This is a genomic window from Stenotrophomonas sp. TWI809 (assembly GCF_039673205.1).
In the GTDB taxonomy this organism is placed as follows: domain Bacteria; phylum Pseudomonadota; class Gammaproteobacteria; order Xanthomonadales; family Xanthomonadaceae; genus Stenotrophomonas.
The window spans coordinates 53,620-69,389 of record NZ_JBDJLE010000016.1 but is presented as its reverse complement, the minus strand read 5'-3'; the positions used below and the strand labels follow the sequence as shown (position 1 = coordinate 69,389).

Below are 15,770 nucleotides of genomic sequence, written 5' to 3'. Positions count from 1 at the left end.
TTATACAAACGGCTATTCCTCATTGGCGCGATCGAATATGGGCTTCAACTTCCAGCCACATACTTTCGCAGCGCGACTTCAGCTCATCTGCTGCCTTCTTAATCCGGGACGACTTGGATGATCGGGTTTCGGCGGTCGAAAGCGCTGCCACCAGAGCCCCGAGCCGTTCAAGGTCTTCTAGGTCGGCCATGAGCAGTTCCGAGCAGTCGAAATCAGCGAAGAGCTCCGGGTATTTATGAGACCACCCTGCACCGATGCAAGGAACCCCTTGGGACATCGAGCTCACCAACGCATGGAACCTTGAACCGATGACAAACTCCGCCTGCCCCAGGATTGCCTTCAGAACGCGAGGGTCGTCGTCCGTGACGACATCAACCGAACTGAAGTCGCTCCCCAGCGCCCCTACCACTGCCCTGTCCTCATCAGCGTCATGTAGAACAATTACCGGGCGTATACCATTGCGTCGAATCTCATCGATGGCGTGACGCAGAAACGCGAGATACGCACTCCCAAGCCCCGTCTTATCAAGCATCCGGACGTTGGGAACGATAGCCGCGAATTCGTCATCGAACGCACGGGCGACGCCATTTGCCGGGGCCACGGCGACCGTAAAATCGGGATACTGTCGCAGCGCGGTGCAATCGCCGAGCGCTTCTACGGCGGCTTTGGATTGTGAATCGCGCGCACAGACCAGGACGGCGCGCTGCATCAGACGGCGCGACCACAGCGCCACACCTTCCTGTTTGAAGGTTCCAAGCGCCTGCGGCATAAGAATGAGAGTCTGTCCTCGCCGATATCGGCGCGACATCATGGTCACAAGTTTGCGGGGCCGCGACTCTCCCCATTGATCGGAGAAAGCGAAACCAGATGCGTCCAGTACGACGTCAACTGCTGCCGGTGAAACGACGTCGGTCCTGCCCTTCATCTTCCACATGTTCACGAGGCTACGCAGACCGCCGAGCCTACCAATATGCTCCCATGTCGTCAGCAAGCCGTGCTTGCGGCGCTCCTCATCTGAGCCGAATTGACGTGACACCACGAGCTGGACGGCAGGAAAGGTGGTGCGCAGGCGATCAGCAATAGCAATTGCCATCAATTCAGCGCCGCGGTTGTGAGTGCCCGTGCCGTTAATTTCAACAATCAGATTCTTCATTTGACTCAAAGTTGTAAGTGCGGACGATGGAAAGGGGCTTCTTCACAGAACGAGCTACCATTCCCTCGGGGTCAGGCTTGCCGATCGCTATCAGCATGATCGGCCGCTCATCAGTGTCGAGCTTCAAAAGGTCCTGCATGCTCTGCTCGAGATGCTCCACATCGGGCCAGTTAATACAGCAGGAGCCAAGCCCCTGCACCTCAAGGCCATATACAAAAGACATGGAGGCCAGAGCGCTATCTACATAGATGAGATGCCGATCCCGCTCTCCGAAGTAGTTCCTCTGCTGACCAACCACGACCGCCACGGCTGGTACCTGGTGTCCGAAACCGCCGGTCCCCATTGGCAGAGCAAGTACCTTTTCGACGAGTTTTGGTTCGTCGAAAATCATGAATCTGAAGGGCTGACGATTACACGCACTCGGAGAGTAAGCCGCGACATGCAGCGCCCGATCGATAGCGCTGCGCGACACCGGCGCCGGAAGGAACCAGCGTACCGAGCGCCGGTAGCGGGCAAGTGCCAACATATCCTCATAGGTAATCTGCGCCGCGGCATGCGTGTCGCGCACATAGGGAATCAGCGCTTCTGCCTTACACGGGCTCGCTGCGCCGGCAGGAATGGCCGCTTTGAACTGGACCCGTAGCGAATCCACGGCCGGGTGGCTCGGGGTGACCGCCATATATTCATCTAGCACGTCCGTCGCCCATCGGAGCTCGCACGGCTCGAGACCCGCGGCCGCGGTCGTGGCATAGGCCGCAACGGTTTCTCCAATATAGTTCAAACCAAATGGCACGCGTCGCGGCCGCATCAACAGCCCCTTCTCGACGCGATGAACATTTCTCCTGAGAAGGCTCGAGCTCGCACCAGGCTTTCGCAGCGAAGCGCGATACGCTAGCTTGCCAGCCGCGGAGGCTTGTTGCTCCCTTCCGTAATCGCCCTTGATGAGATAATAGACGCCCGCTACCACCCTCGATGAAGCGGACATCCTGAGTGCGATGTTATCAAAGGTTTCCACGAGAGCTTTGAGGCGTCGCCTCATCTGCTTACTAATAATTGTCATATTACTGTGTTTCTCATTTGCGCAGGCTCTTAACGATCGCCAGATAGCCAGTGAGTTGCTGCTTTCCACCGGGCAGGATCAACGCAGTGGCGGCGAAAACCAAGCCAAAGACAATTGCCTTGAAGATCAACTGCAGAATCACTGGATGATCTGCAGCCAACCCCTGAGCGCCCCAACTGGCGGCCACCGCAATCAGCCCGGCCAGAACTGGCCGAGCCAAGGTGACGAAGAAATCAGAGACCCGAAGAGGACTCTCTTTGAATGCGAACACGATTGATGGATAAAGAAGCAGATAATTGCTGATTGCATACGCCGCGGCCACTCCTACCCCTCCCCACCGCACCCCGATGCAGAATCCCAGACAAACGACGGCCGCATTTAGTACTCCCCATACGAGGTATTTTCGTGTCCTGCCCAAGCTCAAGAGGACCAGACCACGCAAGCTGGCAACGGGCTGAATCAAGCCTGTGAGGGCCAAAAGGACAAATATTGGGCCCACCCCAGACCACCCAGGACCGAGAGCCACCTGCACTACATCATCGGCATTAATTGCCAGAAACAGCATGAGCGGAATTGAGAGCATGCCGAGCAGGGACGCGATTTCGCAATAGTAATGGCGATATCGGGATGGCTCGTTCTGCAGACGGCTCAACACCGGTAGTGCAACTGCGTTGATCGGGGTCCTGAGGCTGACAATGGGCAGCATCATCAGCTGATATGCGCGACTGTACAATCCAAGCGCCGATGCGCCCCACACTCGACCGATGAGCACGTTGTCGAGATTTCGGTGGAAATAGTTCACAACCTCGAAGGCGGTAACATTGGCACCGAAGCCCAACAGATCGCGAAGGCCTTCAGCACGGCGTGGACGTCCGGGTCGAAATTTTGATCCATAGAAGTACAAACCCGTGGTAACGCAGGCGCCCGCCACAACTCCCCACGCCAGCGACCAGTAACGGTAACCCAACAGCGCAAGGCACACGGCGAGCGTGAAGTTGACCACTGCCCCTGCAACATCCGCCGTAGCCTTGGGCAGGAACCGAAGCTCACGCTGCATCAGCGCGGCATGCTGCGCACCGACGCTGGATACCAAGAAGGTGACCGACATCAGCACCGCCACCGGCGTTACTTCCGGCTTCTTGTAGAACCACGCGAGCGCGGGAGCTAGAAGGACAGTCGCCACACTGAGAACGCTACCGGCCAAGACGTTCAACCAGAACAGCGCATTCACTTGCACGTACTGGAGCGACTGCTTCTGGATCGATGCGGTCGAAAGCCCCATGTCACGGAAAAGCCCCATAAATGCCGTGATAGCAACGATCATGGCGATGATCCCGAAGTCTTCCGATGGAAGCAGCCTCGACAGAATGACCGTCGACAACAACTGGATCGCAATACTCATCATCTGAGCGCCCATAGCGACCACTCCGCCGCGCACTGTCTTTCTCTTTAGACTGCCCGCACTCGATGTGTCGCCCACGCCTTTGGCAGGAGAATGCGTCGGCGTCGACGATGTAGAGTTGTTGATCACGTGTTCCTCGCATGCTTCCCGGAGTGGATCTCTTCAGTCCGACCCAAAGAGGTCCCGCGTGTAGACCTTCTCCGCTACATCTTGAATTTCAGGCACCATCCGATTGGCAATGATCACATCCGACGTTCGCTTGAAATCCGCGAGGTCGTTGACAACCTTGGATCGATAGAACTCGGCATCGGCCAGCACAGGTTCATGGACGATCACCTCCACGCCTTTCGCCTTGATTCTCTTCATTACCCCTTGGATGCTGGAAGCACGGAAGTTGTCAGACCCTGCTTTCATGATCAAACGGTAAACACCCACTACTTTAGGTTTTTTGGCGAGCACTGCATCGGCGACGAAGTCTTTCCGTGTGGAATTGGACTGCACGATGGCCCTGATCAGATTCTGAGGAACATCCCGGTAGTTGGCCAGAAGTTGCTTTGAGTCTTTTGGAAGACAATAGCCGCCGTAGCCAAAGGAGGGATTATTGTAGTGCCCACCGATTCTGGCATCCATGCATACCCCATCGATGATCTGCCTGGAGTCGAGCCCATGCATCTCCGCATAAGAATCAAGCTCATTAAAGAAAGCGACCCGCATTGCGAGATAAGTGTTAGCAAAGAGCTTAATGGCTTCCGCTTCAGTGGAGTCGGTGAAAATGATTGGGACATCTTTAGCGACCGTTCCTTCAAGCAGCAGAGCAGCAAAGACTTCCGCGCGCTCGGAGCGCTCTCCCACGATGATGCGGCTTGGGTGCAGATTATCGTGAAGCGCCTTACCCTCCCGCAGGAACTCCGGGGAGAAGATCACGTTGTCAATGCCCTTTTGCTCTTTCAATCGGGCTACGAACCCTACGGGCAGCGTCGATTTCACGACAATTACCGCCTGAGGATTTCGAGCATTTACGTGGTCAATTACATTCTCGACGGACGAGGTGTCGAAGAAGTTGTTGGCTGAGTCGTAGTCCGTCGGCGTAGCGACGATAACGAAGTCCGCATCAGCATAGGCAGCGTCGGCGTCTAGCGTCGCACTTAAGCGAAGCGGGGCATTCTCAAGGTAGTGCTGGACATCCTTATCCTCGATTGGCGACTGCCTATCGTTGAGCATACATACCTTTCGTGCATCGATATCGAGAGCTACGACCTCGTGATTCTGAGCCAATAGGATGGCGTTTGAGAGGCCGACGTAGCCGGTGCCAACAACTGCGATCTTCATTAACACTTCCCGGGTAGAACAACGTTACATCCGTGTCGCATCATGGGGAGAAGATAGTGCCGGCACTACCCCCCTCCGTGATTGCAAATTTGCCAGCCAATACGACCGACCGATTCAGTTGGTTGATTTGTACTCGTAATAGCCGTAGCTGTAGTAACCAGCCGCCCGCTTCTGTACGGCATTGAAGATCGCGCCCTTCAGCTTCACGTCGTTCTGTTCAAAGCGTTTTTTCGCCAAGGCCAGCTCTTTCGCTTGATTCAGCCCAAATCGAGCAACAAGCAGCGACGTTCCTGCGTGATGCGCGATAATCGCCGCATCAGTAACTGCAAGGATGGGCGGCGTATCGATGATGATCAGATCGAACTTAGTTTTTACGGTTTCAAGCAGTCGAGTGAAATTCTCATGCATCAACAACTCAGAGGGGTTCGGCGGAACATCACCGCGGGTGATGAAATTCAGCTGATCGAGCCCGGGCATCGTCCGAACCACCTCATCCATCGTCACCTTGTTAGCAAGCAGGTCCGACAGCCCTGGTGATTGCGCTGCCCCGAAGGCTTTGTGAAGCGTGCCCTTACGCATGTCGGCATCGATTATCAATACGCGCTGCCCGGCTTGCGCGATGACTGCGGCAAGGTTCGAAGACACGAACGTCTTACCCGCATTTGGGCTGGAGCCCGAGATCAGCACAATATTGTTCTTGGACTCAAGACGCGCAAAATGTAGGCTGGTTCGCAGGCTCCGAATAGCTTCGATCGCGAGATCAGCGGGGTCCCTAACTGCCAAGAGATGAACCTTTCCGTCCGCGCGGAACTTGCCTCGAACGGAATCACTTTCTTGGCTCACACTGACAGGAATCGAGGCGTAGACAGGCAGCCCGATCTCTTCAATCTGAGTGGGATCCTCGATTCCCCGATTGAGCAGCTGTTTCGCTAGGACAACACCGATGGAGAGGAAGCCGCCAAGCATGGTACCAACGAGCACGATCAGTGCTTTGTAGGGACGCACGGGGGAAGTGGCATCAACCGCAGCAACGTCGACAATACGAACGTTGCCAACCGTGCCAGCGCGTGCGACGTCCAGCTGCTGGGCCTGATTGAGCATCGCGGTGTACATTTCATTGCTCACTTGGAGATCGCGAGTCAGGCGAAGAAGCTGCTGCTGTGCATCCGGAAGCTGTTTTACCTGCCCTTGAAAACTCGCTTTGCGCGATTCAAGTCCACCGATCTGGCGCATCAAGGCTTGGTACGCGGGATGATCACGCGTGAACTTCCTGTCCATTTCCGCCTGCTGAAGTCGCAGCTGCTGAATGCTGGTCTCGACAGCCACCTCCTGGTCCAGCAGGCCCTTGGTCTGCAGCGTGATATCTACCGAGTTCGCACTGATCTGGAAGGCACTTAATGCCTTCTGTGCACTATCGACCTGATTACGGACAGTGGGGAGCTGCTCTTTCACAAAGTCGAGCTGAGCCATCGCCTCGGCGGAACTCCTCTCGACGTTTTGGCGGACGTACGCTTGGGTCACCTCCTGCAACAAGGACTGCGCAACCAGCGGATCCGGATTCTCGTACTGGAGAGAGAGAATTCCGGAGTCCTTACCGCTTTCCGAAACGTTCAAAGCCCCTTGCAGCGTCGTCACCACGCCAAGAGTGCGAAGGCGTGACACACTAAAATGTGTCCCCTCGTTGGCGTGCAGAACCGATACAGACATCGTCACGTCGTGACCAGTGGCCGTCTCACCCACCTTACCTCGCAATATCTCAGCACCCTCCCCGTCGAAAAGGGTGTATGCACCACTGCTGCCTGCAACGACCGTCAGCGGCTGCGCAACCAACTTGGCAGGCACGTCCAGTTGGAATACGTCAAGTTGCTCACCACCCCAACCATAGCTTTTCATCCCGAGGAACGGGGGTGCCAATCCGTCAGGATTTTTTGCGCGTGCCCGCCGTGCCATGTAGTTTCCGATCACGGGGAACCGTTTAGGTTCAACTTGGATGTCGAGATTCAACTTCTCAACTGCGGCGCCGATCACCGAGCGCGATGTCATCAGCGAAATCTCTGTCGTCGCTTCTGCTGAACCCGAACCGAGGCCCAGGGACTGGCTGATATTGGTCAGTCCAGGCAGCGACGGCATCTTCGATTCCACCTGCACGACGGCGTCTGCTCGATAGATAGGCGTCGCCAGCAAGGCGTAAGCGACGGACGCGGCAAAGAACGTACCGGTAATCCCGGCAATCCACCACTTGTGATCAAGCAGCGTACCCAAGAGCTGCCGCAGGTCGATTTCATCGGCGGCCTCTTGGCCGGAGTTGGAGCGGGAATCGATGCTTGTCATGTGCCTTGATTCAATATCAAAAAGGGGGGTGCGGCGGCGGGGTACGGCGCGGGCAGATCAGAGGTAACGCGTCCAGCTCTCCACGCCTTCAGCCATGAGCTTGTAGACGTGTTCGAAGGCTGGTCGCTGCTGCCGGTAGGGATCGGGGATGTCGCGGTCGCCCTGCCACTTCCCCAACAGGAAGGTCTTTCCAGAGGCTTCCGGCGCCTGTTCGGTGATGCGCTTGACGTGCTTGCGCTCCATCGTCAACACCAGGTCGGCGGCGGACAGGATGGCAGGGCTGATCTGTCGCGCACGATGGGCCGTCCCGTCCAGGCCATGCTCGACGAGCAGCGCCTGGGCAGTGGCATCGATGCCATGATTTACCAGCGCCCCCAGTCCAGCCGAGGAAACTTGGATGCCCCGGTCGCCAAGGGCGTCCCGCAGCATGACTTCAGCGGAAGGACTACGGCAGATGTTGCCGACACACACAAAGAGAATATGCTTGAACACAACTTCCAATCCTGATGCATTCCCGTAATGGGAATGTCGTGCACGGCCGGAGTTTCGCCCGCGCGCCCAAACCAACAGGATACCCCAAGGCCCGGACCCGAAGGTCGAGGATCGCCCGCAAGGGCAGGATTTCCCAAAAATTTCTGGATCGCGGCCCGCCTTGAGCGCCCGCGACTACCGGGGAATGTGACCTAGTAAGCGCTTTTCTGCCCCAGCACCTTGGCGACCGTCATGACGATGATCGCCATGTCCAGGCCCGGACTCCAGCGCCGGATGTAATCGATGTCGTACTGCACGCGCTTCTTCATGGAACGCAGTTCCGGGGTCTCGCCCCGCAGCCCATGCACCTGGGCCCACCCGGTAATGCCCGGCTTGACGTAGTGGCGGTGCATGTAACGCTCGATCAGGCGCTCATAGTGGTTGTTGTGCTGCACCGCATGGGGGCGCGGTCCCACAACGGACATGCTGCCACCAAGAACGTTGAAGAACTGGGGCAGTTCGTCCAGGCTGGTGCGCCGCAGGAAGGCTCCGAAGCGGGTGACGCGCGGATCGCCACGGGTCGCCTGGACAATCGTGCCCACTGACTCCTGGTGCACCTTCATGGAGCGGAACTTGAGCATCCAGAATTCCTTGCCGCCCTGTCCGTGCCGGCGCTGGCGGAAAAGAACGGGACCCGGGGAGCTGAGCTTGACCCCGATGGCCAGCACCAGGAACAGCGGCATCAACATCACCACCGCGATACTCGCCACGACGAGGTCTTCCACGCGTTTGACAACCATATAGTTGCCCTTGGCCAGACCTTGCCGGAGATTGATAACCGGAACCGGGCCGATCTGCTCGACGGTGGGGTTGAGCATGCTGAAGCCATGGATGTCAGGCACCAGCTTGACCGGCACCGGGTAGCGCTCCAGCAGCTTGAGCAGCTTCTTGACTTCCCCGGTATCGGACAGCGGCAGGGACACCCACACCTGCTCGACGTTGTGGTGATTCGCACTCAGGTAGGTTTCAAGCGCATCCAGCGCACCGAGCTTGCGCGGCTTGTCGCTATGCCGGGGGGTGGGAATATCTTCGTGCGAAGCGAAATAGCCGATGATCTCGATGCCGCTGCCATTGCGGGCCTTGAGATGCCGGTGCAGCTTCAGCACTGGGGCCCGAAGCCCGACCACCACGACCCGCTGCCGGTCGATCCCTTTGGCCCGCAGCACGTGCATGCGTGCGCGCACCACGACCCGCCAGCCAACCAGCCCGGCGTAGCCCAGGACGAACCAGGTCAGCAGCCAGGGAACCGGGACGCTGTCGCTCGATCCCACCACCAGCGCATGGGTGGCAAACAGGCAGAAGACGCCCGTCCAGACCAGAAGGAGCAAACCCACGCAGCGCAGGAATGCCCTGCTGCGCCATTGGCGATACAGCGGCGAGAGCGAGAAGCACAGCAAGCCGTAGAGCATTACCAGCCCGATGATCGAACGCTCGTGCGGGCTGATCGCCTCCATTCCGAAATGCAGGAGATAGGAGACAGCGGCCGCCAGCATCGCGACGACCAGATCACCCGCCTTGAAGAGCGCATCCAGCGCAGCCTTTGCTTCCAGCGTACGGTGCAGGAAAGACTTTCCGTCCTGCACGCCGCCCAACGATCCATGTAACAAAAGAACTCTCCTGAGACGGTTTTACGGCGCGATGCGGGTTAGTACCCTGGGCAGGTGGACGAGTGTGCGTCAATTTTATACCACACCGGCGTCGGTATCGGAACTTTTCCACACGCAACCCACTGAATACGCTGGGACTCCTGCCCATTCACCCGGATAACATGGAGTGAGCTACCGTGCGTGGCACGCCCGTTCTTTCCCGCTCCCCGCTCCCGGACACCCACATGGCCAAAGCGCCGCTTGACCTGACCACGGGCCCGATCGGGCGCAATCTGTTCCTGTTCGCCCTGCCGATCCTGGCCGGCAACATCGCCCAGTCGATGAACGGCTCGGTGAACGCGATCTGGGTCGGCCGCTTCCTCGGCGAGGCGGCGCTGACCGCCACCGCGAACGCCAACAACATCATGTTCTTCCTGATCGGCTCGGTATTCGGGATCGGCATGGCCGCCTCGATCCTGATCGGCCAGTCGATGGGTGCGCGTGACCTGCCCCAAGCCCGGCGCGTGATGGGCACCAGCGCGACCTTCTTCATCGGCCTGTCGGTGGTGATCGCGATCGCCGGTTGGTGGCTGTCGCATCCGTTGCTGGCGGCGATGGGCACACCGGCCGAATCGCTGCCGTTGGCCGAGGCTTACCTGCGCATCATCTTCCTGGCGATGCCGACGCTGTATGCCTTCGCGTTCCTGAGCTCGGCACTGCGCGGCGTGGGTGACTCACGCACGCCGTTCCGTTTCCTGCTGCTCTCGGTGGTGCTGGATATCGGCTTCAACCCGCTGCTGATCTTCGGCATCGGCCCGTTCCCGCAGCTGGGCATCGCCGGCGCCGCCTGGGCCACGTTGATCGCGCAGACGCTCTCGCTGCTCGGCCTGCTCTGGTACATGCGCAACAAACGCCACGTGCTGTGGCTGGGCCGCAAGGACATGGCGCTGTTCAAGATCGACGGCGAGATCCTGCGTGCGCTGGTGGTCAAGGGCGTACCGATGGGCCTGCAGATGGTGCTGATCTCGCTGTCGATGATCCTGATGATGACCATGGTCAACAGCTACGGCACCGACACCGCCGCCGCGTATGGCGCCTCGCTGCAGCTGTGGACCTACGTGCAGATGCCGGCGATGGCGATCGGTGCGGCGTGCTCGACCATGGCCGCGCAGAACGTCGGCGCGCAGCGCTGGGACCGCGTGCGCGGCACCGCCCGCAGCGGCGTGCTCTACAACTTCCTGCTGACCGGCGTGCTGATCCTGCCGCTGATCCTGCTGGACCGTTACACGCTCGCCCTGTTCCTGCCCGAGGGCAGCCAGGCGCTGGAGGTGGCGCGCCACCTCAACCACATCGCGGTGTGGTCGTTCCTGTTCTTCGGCGTGAACTTCGTGATCTCCGGCGTGGTGCGCTCGACCGGTGCGGTGATTCCCCCGCTGCTGATACTAGCGGCCTCGCTGTGGGGCATCCGCGTGCCGTTCGCCGAGCTGCTGCAGGACCGCTGGGGGGCCGACGCGGTGTGGTGGAGTTTCCCGGTCAGCTCGTTCTGCGCGATGCTGATGTCGCTGGCGTATTACCGCTGGGGCGGCTGGCGCAAGGCACGCATGCTGCCCAGCCATCACGAGGAACTGGCCGCGCCGGCCGAGGTCCCCGCGTCGCCGCCGTCGCCGGTGGCGGACCCGAATCCGACCACGCCGCTCCAGCCCGCCCGCGTGGGCACCGCACGGCCGGATTAAGCCATGCGCCCCTGCAGCAGCGTCTTCCAGGCAGGCAGTTGGTAGCGTCGCCGCTGGTACCGCATCAGCAGCGCCATCATCACGCCGAACAACAGCCCGGCCATGACAGCACTGCCAACGGTGATGCCGAGCGTGAGCGAGCCAAGGTCCAGGACCAGCCCCATCAAGCCGCGCCACAACACGCCCCACAACACGCCAAACAGCCCGCCCATCACGAACAGATTGGCACCGAAGCTGGCGAGCAGCGGTGGCGGCACGCGCAGCCCCATGCGCCACAGCAGCCGATGCAGCGGCGGTGCGCGCATGCCGGCAGGCACGTTGGCGTCGGCCATGGCCTGCAGCGCGTGACGAACATCAGCGGGATAACGGTCCATGTGCTTCTCCATCACGAGGTCACAAACGCAAACGGCCACCCGAAGGTGGCCGTTTGAGGCGACAACCGAAGTTGTCGGCCGGGAATTACTGGGCAGCCTTGGCAGCCAGGCGCGCGGCCTTGGCCTGCGCAGCAGCAGCCAGATCTTCCTTGATGCGGGCAGCCTTGCCTTCCAGACCACGCAGGTAGTACAGCTTGCCGGCGCGGACCTTACCACGACGCTTCACTTCGACCGAGTCGATGATGGCGCTGTGGGTCTGGAAGACGCGCTCGACGCCGTAGCCGTGCGAGATCTTGCGGACGGTGAACGCGGAGTTCAGGCCGGCGTTCTTGGTGCCGATGACGACGCCTTCGTAAGCCTGCACGCGCTCACGGTTGCCTTCCTTCACCTTCACGTTGACGACGACGGTGTCACCCTGGCTGAACTTCGGCAGCTCGCGGGTGATCTGGGCGGATTCGAAGTCCGAGAGGATGGATTTGTTCAGCTTGCTCATGGGTGCACCGATAATGTTCGGGTGATCGTGTCGTTCGACAACGTGGGCTCATGCAGTCACCGGACTGTGCTGCACGTTTTTTGTAGGGGCTCCTGCCAACGGGCCCAAAAGGCCGATGGCAATCCCGAATTGTAAACAAGATCCCGCCCCCGCGCTAGGGGGTTGGATCCTTGGCAACGGCCTGCCGTGCCTGCGCCAGCAGGAGGCGGTCGGCCTTGGACAACTGGCCTTCGTCGAGCAGGTCCGGCCGCCGCAGCGCGGTGCGCAGCAGCGACTGCTGCCGGCGCCAGCGGGCGATGGCGGCATGGTTGCCCGAGCGCAGTACGTCCGGGACAGTGCCCCATTCATGCTGGGCCGGATGGCTGTAATGCGGGCAGTCCAGCAGCCCCTGCGGGCCTTCGAAACTGTCCTGGGCGGCCGATTCGGCATCGCCGAGGGCCCCCTCCTGCAGGCGGGTCACCGCATCGACGATCACCGCCGCGCCCAGCTCACCGCCGGACAGCACGTAATCGCCGAGGGAGATTTCCTCGGTGACCTCGGCCTCGAGGAAGCGCTCGTCGATGCCCTCATAGCGGCCGCAGAGCAGGATCATGCGCGGCAGTGCCGCCAGTTCCCGCACCTTGGCCTGGGTCAGCGGCTTGCCCTGCGGGCTGAGGTAGATCACCGGCGCGGGCGCCGGATCAGCGGCTTTCGCGGCCGCCAGACAGGCCCGCAGCGGCTCGATCAGCATGACCATGCCCGGGCCACCCCCGAATGGACGATCGTCCACCCGGCGGTAGTTGCCTTCGGCATAGTCACGCGGATTCCAGCCGTGCAGTTCCAGCAGACCGCGCTCGGCAGCACGGCCGACCACGCCCAGCGCGGCCGACTGCGCCATGAACTCGGGGAACAACGTGACGACGTCGATACGCATCCGGCTTAGAACTCCGGATCCCAGTCGACCACGATCAGGTTGGCCTCGAAATCCACCGAGACGACGAATTCGGGCTGCACGAACGGAATCATCCGCTCACGATCCCCCTGCACCACGAGCACGTCGTTGGAGCCGGTCGAGAACAGGTGTGACGCCCGCCCAAGTTCGACACCCTCTACGGTACGCACCTGCAAGCCCTCCAGATCGACCCAGTAATACTCATCGGGCTTCGGGGGCGGCAGCGCGCTGCGCGCGACATAGACTTCGGTCCCGTACATCGCCTCGACCACATCGCGGTCGGTGATATCGGGAAACACGGCGACCAGATGCTTGCCGGACTGACGTCCGCGTGCACCGGTGAGCGTGCTCTCCTGGCCGGCGGGGGTCCGCAGGATCCAGGGCTGGTAATGGAAAATGGCGGTACGCGGCTCGGTCCAGGACTCGAGCTTGATCTCGCCTCGCACACCAAAAGCGCCGACAATCCTGCCCAGCAGGATGCGGCGCTCGGTATCTTTCATCTGTATAGACCGATGGGCCGCGGCAGGCGCGGCCCTTCAGGATCAGGCCGCGGAGGCCTGGGCCTTGGTCGCTTCCTTGTACAGGTTGCGAACCTTGTCGGTCATCTGGGCGCCGTTGGCGACCCACTTGTCGACCAGCGGCAGGTCCAGCACGATGCGGGACTCGGCACCCTGGGCAACCGGGTTGTAGTAACCGACGCGCTCGATGTTGCGGCCATCACGGGCGCTACGCGAATCGGTCACGATGATGTGGTAGAAGGGACGCTTCTTGGCGCCGCCGCGGGTCAGTCGAATCTTGACCATGGTGTTGTTTCCTCAATTGCCCAGTCGCCAGGATGGCGCGGTAAGCCGACGATTATAGCGGCGGCCTCCGGTCATTCCAAGCCTGTGAAGACCGGGAAAGCTGAACAGGGCCTGCAGACCGGGCTGCTCAGGCCACCAACGGCTGCCAGGGCGCCGCCGCGAGCACCTGCCGGGCCTTGGCGCACAGCGCCGCCGAGTTCGCCAGTACGCCCCCATCGATCACCGCGATCGGCCAGAGGCCGGCAGCGTTGCAGGCAATGGCCGCGTCGAACCCGGCCAGGTCCGCCAGCGCGACCGGCCGCACCTGCTGATCGCTGCCCCACCCCGCCTGCAGCAGGCGCTCGTGGGTACCGCGCAGCGCGGGCGCCTGCGGCCAGATCAACGTGTCACCCGAGGCGAAGGCGATGTTCCAGGTGGTGCCTTCGCTGACCAGGCCGTCGTCGCCGACGAACAGCGCGTCATCCACGCCTGCCAGCAAGGCCTCGCGGCGATGCTGGAACAGCGCGAACGTACCGACATGCTTCACCTGCGGCAGTTCGCGCTGGTAGCGCACCGTCCGCAGCCGCCGCGCTATCGCCGGCAGATCGACCGCTGGCGCGACGGCGACCAGCACGTCGACGGCGACGGGTTGCAGCGGCCGCCGGAAATCGAACTGCCGCGAAAACACGGTCACCCGCAGCGAGGCATCGACCGCACCTTCGGCCTGCAGCGCATCGTGCATCCAGGCGCGCATCTGCAGCGGCTCCAGCGCGGTGCCGAACAACGCCACCGTGCCCTCCTGCAGACGCTGCAGATGCAGATCCAGCCCCTGCACCGCGCCATTGCGCACCTGCAGCGAGGTGAAATGACCGTAGTTGGTCAATGCGCCCGCCAGGTCGTCGGCACTGGCAGGGCGGCCATTGCAGTACAGCGTCATCCGAGCAACGCCTTCGCATCAGCCCACATCTGCTGCAGCACCTCGGCCGCCGGGCGCGCCGGCGCCATCCACGCGGACTGCCCCGCCCAGGCCTGCATTGCATCGAGGCTGTTGTCGCGCCCGGCCTGCGCGCGCATCGGCGCGGTCAGCCCACGCTGCACCGGATACGGCCGCGGCGGTGGTGCGTCAGCAGACGCCGCGGCGCGCACATACGCGGTGGCCAGGCCACGGCCGAGGCGACCACTGAAGGCGCGCGTCGGCCACGTGTCTTCCGGTTCGGCGTTCGCCAATGCCTGTGACCATGCCGGATTCAACTGGCACTCCGGGGTGCGCAGGAACGCGGTGCCCACCTGCACCGCACTGGCACCGAGCGTCAGGGCTGCCGCGATGCCGCGCCCATCAGCGATGCCACCGGCCGCGATGACCGGGATATCCAGATGATCGGCCAGCCGCGGCAGCAGCGCGAACAATCCGACCAGTTGGCGCTCGGCCGCCTCCGGATCGAAGGCGCCGCGATGGCCGCCCGCCTCGAACCCCTGCGCGACCACCGCGTCAGCGCCGGCCGCCTGCGCGGCACGCGCTTCGGCCAAGGTCGTCGCACACGCGATCCAGGCAATGCCCACGTCTTTCAGGCGCTGCACCTGTGCCGGAGAAAACACGCCCATGATGGTGGAGGCCACCGCCGGGCGCGCCTCGATCAAGGCATCGAACTGCGCATCGAGATCGGCCGGCCCCGCATCGGCGGCACTGGCCGGCACCTCCGGGCCCCACTTCGCCAGAAAGCGGCGTGTCGCGGCTTCAGCATCGGCATCGCGTGACGGCAGCGGATCCGGAATCCAGACATTGACCTGCGCCGGCCCAGTGGACTGCGCACGGAAATCATTCATCCACGCCACGATGTCCTGCGGTTGCGACAAAACCGCGCCCATCGCGCCCATGCTGCCGGCGTTGGCCAGCGCGGCCGACAGCGGCACGGGGCAGGCGCCGGCCATCGGCGCCAGCAGGATCGGGGCCTGCAATGCAAAACGCCGACAGAAGCTGTCGGCGCGTTCGAGAAGCGGGGAACCATTCACGCGCGGCGCACCTGTGGAAGGAGACGGTGCCAGCATACGCCGCACCGCCCCTGCC

At 61.5% G+C, this 15,770-nt stretch carries 15 protein-coding genes; 1 reads left to right on the top strand and 14 read right to left on the bottom strand.

The window, feature by feature from the left end:
- Positions 1-19: 19 nt before the first annotated feature.
- From ABE472_RS12995 to ABE472_RS12965, 7 genes are all read right to left on the bottom strand, one after another.
- Complete coding sequence (locus ABE472_RS12995) at positions 20-1,153, bottom strand: polysaccharide pyruvyl transferase family protein (RefSeq protein ID WP_346466372.1); 1,134 nt, start codon at positions 1,151-1,153, stop codon at positions 20-22.
- Positions 1,134-2,168, bottom strand: a complete 1,035-nt coding sequence (locus tag ABE472_RS12990; protein ID WP_346466371.1) for a nitroreductase family protein — start codon at positions 2,166-2,168, stop codon at positions 1,134-1,136. The genes ABE472_RS12995 and ABE472_RS12990 overlap by 20 nt, the downstream gene beginning before the upstream one ends.
- Before the next feature lie 58 nt (positions 2,169-2,226).
- The gene (locus ABE472_RS12985; protein ID WP_346466370.1) at positions 2,227-3,744 is read right to left on the bottom strand and encodes a lipopolysaccharide biosynthesis protein; all 1,518 of its coding nucleotides are present in this window, start codon (positions 3,742-3,744) and stop codon (positions 2,227-2,229) included.
- A 33-nt stretch (positions 3,745-3,777) separates the two neighbouring features.
- Positions 3,778-4,944, bottom strand: coding sequence for a nucleotide sugar dehydrogenase (locus ABE472_RS12980; protein WP_346466369.1), 1,167 nt, complete (start codon positions 4,942-4,944; stop codon positions 3,778-3,780).
- Between the two features lie 114 nt (positions 4,945-5,058).
- Positions 5,059-7,275, bottom strand: coding sequence for a polysaccharide biosynthesis tyrosine autokinase (locus ABE472_RS12975; RefSeq protein WP_346466368.1), 2,217 nt, complete (start codon positions 7,273-7,275; stop codon positions 5,059-5,061).
- Between the two features lie 57 nt (positions 7,276-7,332).
- Complete coding sequence (locus ABE472_RS12970) at positions 7,333-7,767, bottom strand: low molecular weight protein-tyrosine-phosphatase (RefSeq protein WP_346466367.1); 435 nt, start codon at positions 7,765-7,767, stop codon at positions 7,333-7,335.
- A 191-nt stretch (positions 7,768-7,958) separates the two neighbouring features.
- Positions 7,959-9,389: an undecaprenyl-phosphate glucose phosphotransferase gene (locus ABE472_RS12965; RefSeq protein ID WP_346466366.1), complete on the bottom strand. Its 1,431-nt coding sequence runs from the start codon at positions 9,387-9,389 to the stop codon at positions 7,959-7,961.
- Positions 9,390-9,637: 248 nt separating this feature from the next.
- On the opposite strand from ABE472_RS12965, the gene ABE472_RS12960 reads away from it, so the two are divergent.
- Positions 9,638-11,125: an MATE family efflux transporter gene (locus tag ABE472_RS12960; RefSeq protein WP_346464327.1), complete on the top strand. Its 1,488-nt coding sequence runs from the start codon at positions 9,638-9,640 to the stop codon at positions 11,123-11,125.
- Here ABE472_RS12960 and ABE472_RS12955 read toward each other — a convergent pair.
- From ABE472_RS12955 to ABE472_RS12925, 7 genes are all read right to left on the bottom strand, one after another.
- A complete protein-coding gene (locus ABE472_RS12955) occupies positions 11,122-11,499 on the bottom strand; it encodes a DUF6404 family protein (RefSeq protein WP_346466365.1) in 378 nt (125 codons plus the stop codon). The two genes, ABE472_RS12960 and ABE472_RS12955, sit on opposite strands and share 4 nt — an antisense overlap.
- An 85-nt stretch (positions 11,500-11,584) precedes the next feature.
- Positions 11,585-11,992 carry a 50S ribosomal protein L19 gene (gene rplS, locus ABE472_RS12950; RefSeq protein WP_019184486.1) on the bottom strand — a complete coding sequence of 136 codons (408 nt, stop codon included), beginning with the start codon at positions 11,990-11,992 and terminating at the stop codon, positions 11,585-11,587.
- 154 nt (positions 11,993-12,146) lie between these two features.
- Entirely contained in the window at positions 12,147-12,905 is a 759-nt protein-coding gene (gene trmD / locus ABE472_RS12945) for a tRNA (guanosine(37)-N1)-methyltransferase TrmD (protein ID WP_346466364.1), read from the bottom strand.
- 5 nt (positions 12,906-12,910) lie between these two features.
- Complete coding sequence (gene rimM / locus ABE472_RS12940; RefSeq protein WP_121043481.1) at positions 12,911-13,423, bottom strand: ribosome maturation factor RimM; 513 nt, start codon at positions 13,421-13,423, stop codon at positions 12,911-12,913.
- 42 nt (positions 13,424-13,465) lie between these two features.
- Positions 13,466-13,726 (bottom strand): 30S ribosomal protein S16, encoded by a 261-nt coding sequence (rpsP, locus tag ABE472_RS12935; protein WP_017356068.1) that lies wholly within the window; start codon positions 13,724-13,726, stop codon positions 13,466-13,468.
- A 127-nt stretch (positions 13,727-13,853) separates the two neighbouring features.
- Positions 13,854-14,642: an aminotransferase class IV gene (locus tag ABE472_RS12930; RefSeq protein ID WP_346466363.1), complete on the bottom strand. Its 789-nt coding sequence runs from the start codon at positions 14,640-14,642 to the stop codon at positions 13,854-13,856.
- Positions 14,639-15,715, bottom strand: coding sequence for a nitronate monooxygenase (locus ABE472_RS12925; RefSeq protein WP_346466362.1), 1,077 nt, complete (start codon positions 15,713-15,715; stop codon positions 14,639-14,641). Before ABE472_RS12925 ends, ABE472_RS12930 begins: the two co-directional genes overlap by 4 nt.
- Positions 15,716-15,770 lie beyond the last annotated feature (55 nt).

What these genes read in the sequence shown, in the direction of transcription:
- ABE472_RS12995 (WP_346466372.1), bottom strand. Translation starts at nt 1,153, where the DNA reads ATGAAGAATCTGATTGTTGAAATTAACGGCACGGGCACTCACAACCGC.
- ABE472_RS12980 (WP_346466369.1), bottom strand. Translation starts at nt 4,944, where the DNA reads ATGAAGATCGCAGTTGTTGGCACCGGCTACGTCGGCCTCTCAAACGCC.
- ABE472_RS12975 (WP_346466368.1), bottom strand. Translation starts at nt 7,275, where the DNA reads ATGACAAGCATCGATTCCCGCTCCAACTCCGGCCAAGAGGCCGCCGAT.
- ABE472_RS12960 (WP_346464327.1), top strand. Translation starts at nt 9,638, where the DNA reads ATGGCCAAAGCGCCGCTTGACCTGACCACGGGCCCGATCGGGCGCAAT.
- ABE472_RS12955 (WP_346466365.1), bottom strand. Translation starts at nt 11,499, where the DNA reads ATGGACCGTTATCCCGCTGATGTTCGTCACGCGCTGCAGGCCATGGCC.
- rplS (WP_019184486.1), bottom strand. Translation starts at nt 11,992, where the DNA reads ATGAGCAAGCTGAACAAATCCATCCTCTCGGACTTCGAATCCGCCCAG.
- trmD (WP_346466364.1), bottom strand. Translation starts at nt 12,905, where the DNA reads ATGCGTATCGACGTCGTCACGTTGTTCCCCGAGTTCATGGCGCAGTCG.
- rimM (WP_121043481.1), bottom strand. Translation starts at nt 13,423, where the DNA reads ATGAAAGATACCGAGCGCCGCATCCTGCTGGGCAGGATTGTCGGCGCT.
- rpsP (WP_017356068.1), bottom strand. Translation starts at nt 13,726, where the DNA reads ATGGTCAAGATTCGACTGACCCGCGGCGGCGCCAAGAAGCGTCCCTTC.
- ABE472_RS12930 (WP_346466363.1), bottom strand. Translation starts at nt 14,642, where the DNA reads ATGACGCTGTACTGCAATGGCCGCCCTGCCAGTGCCGACGACCTGGCG.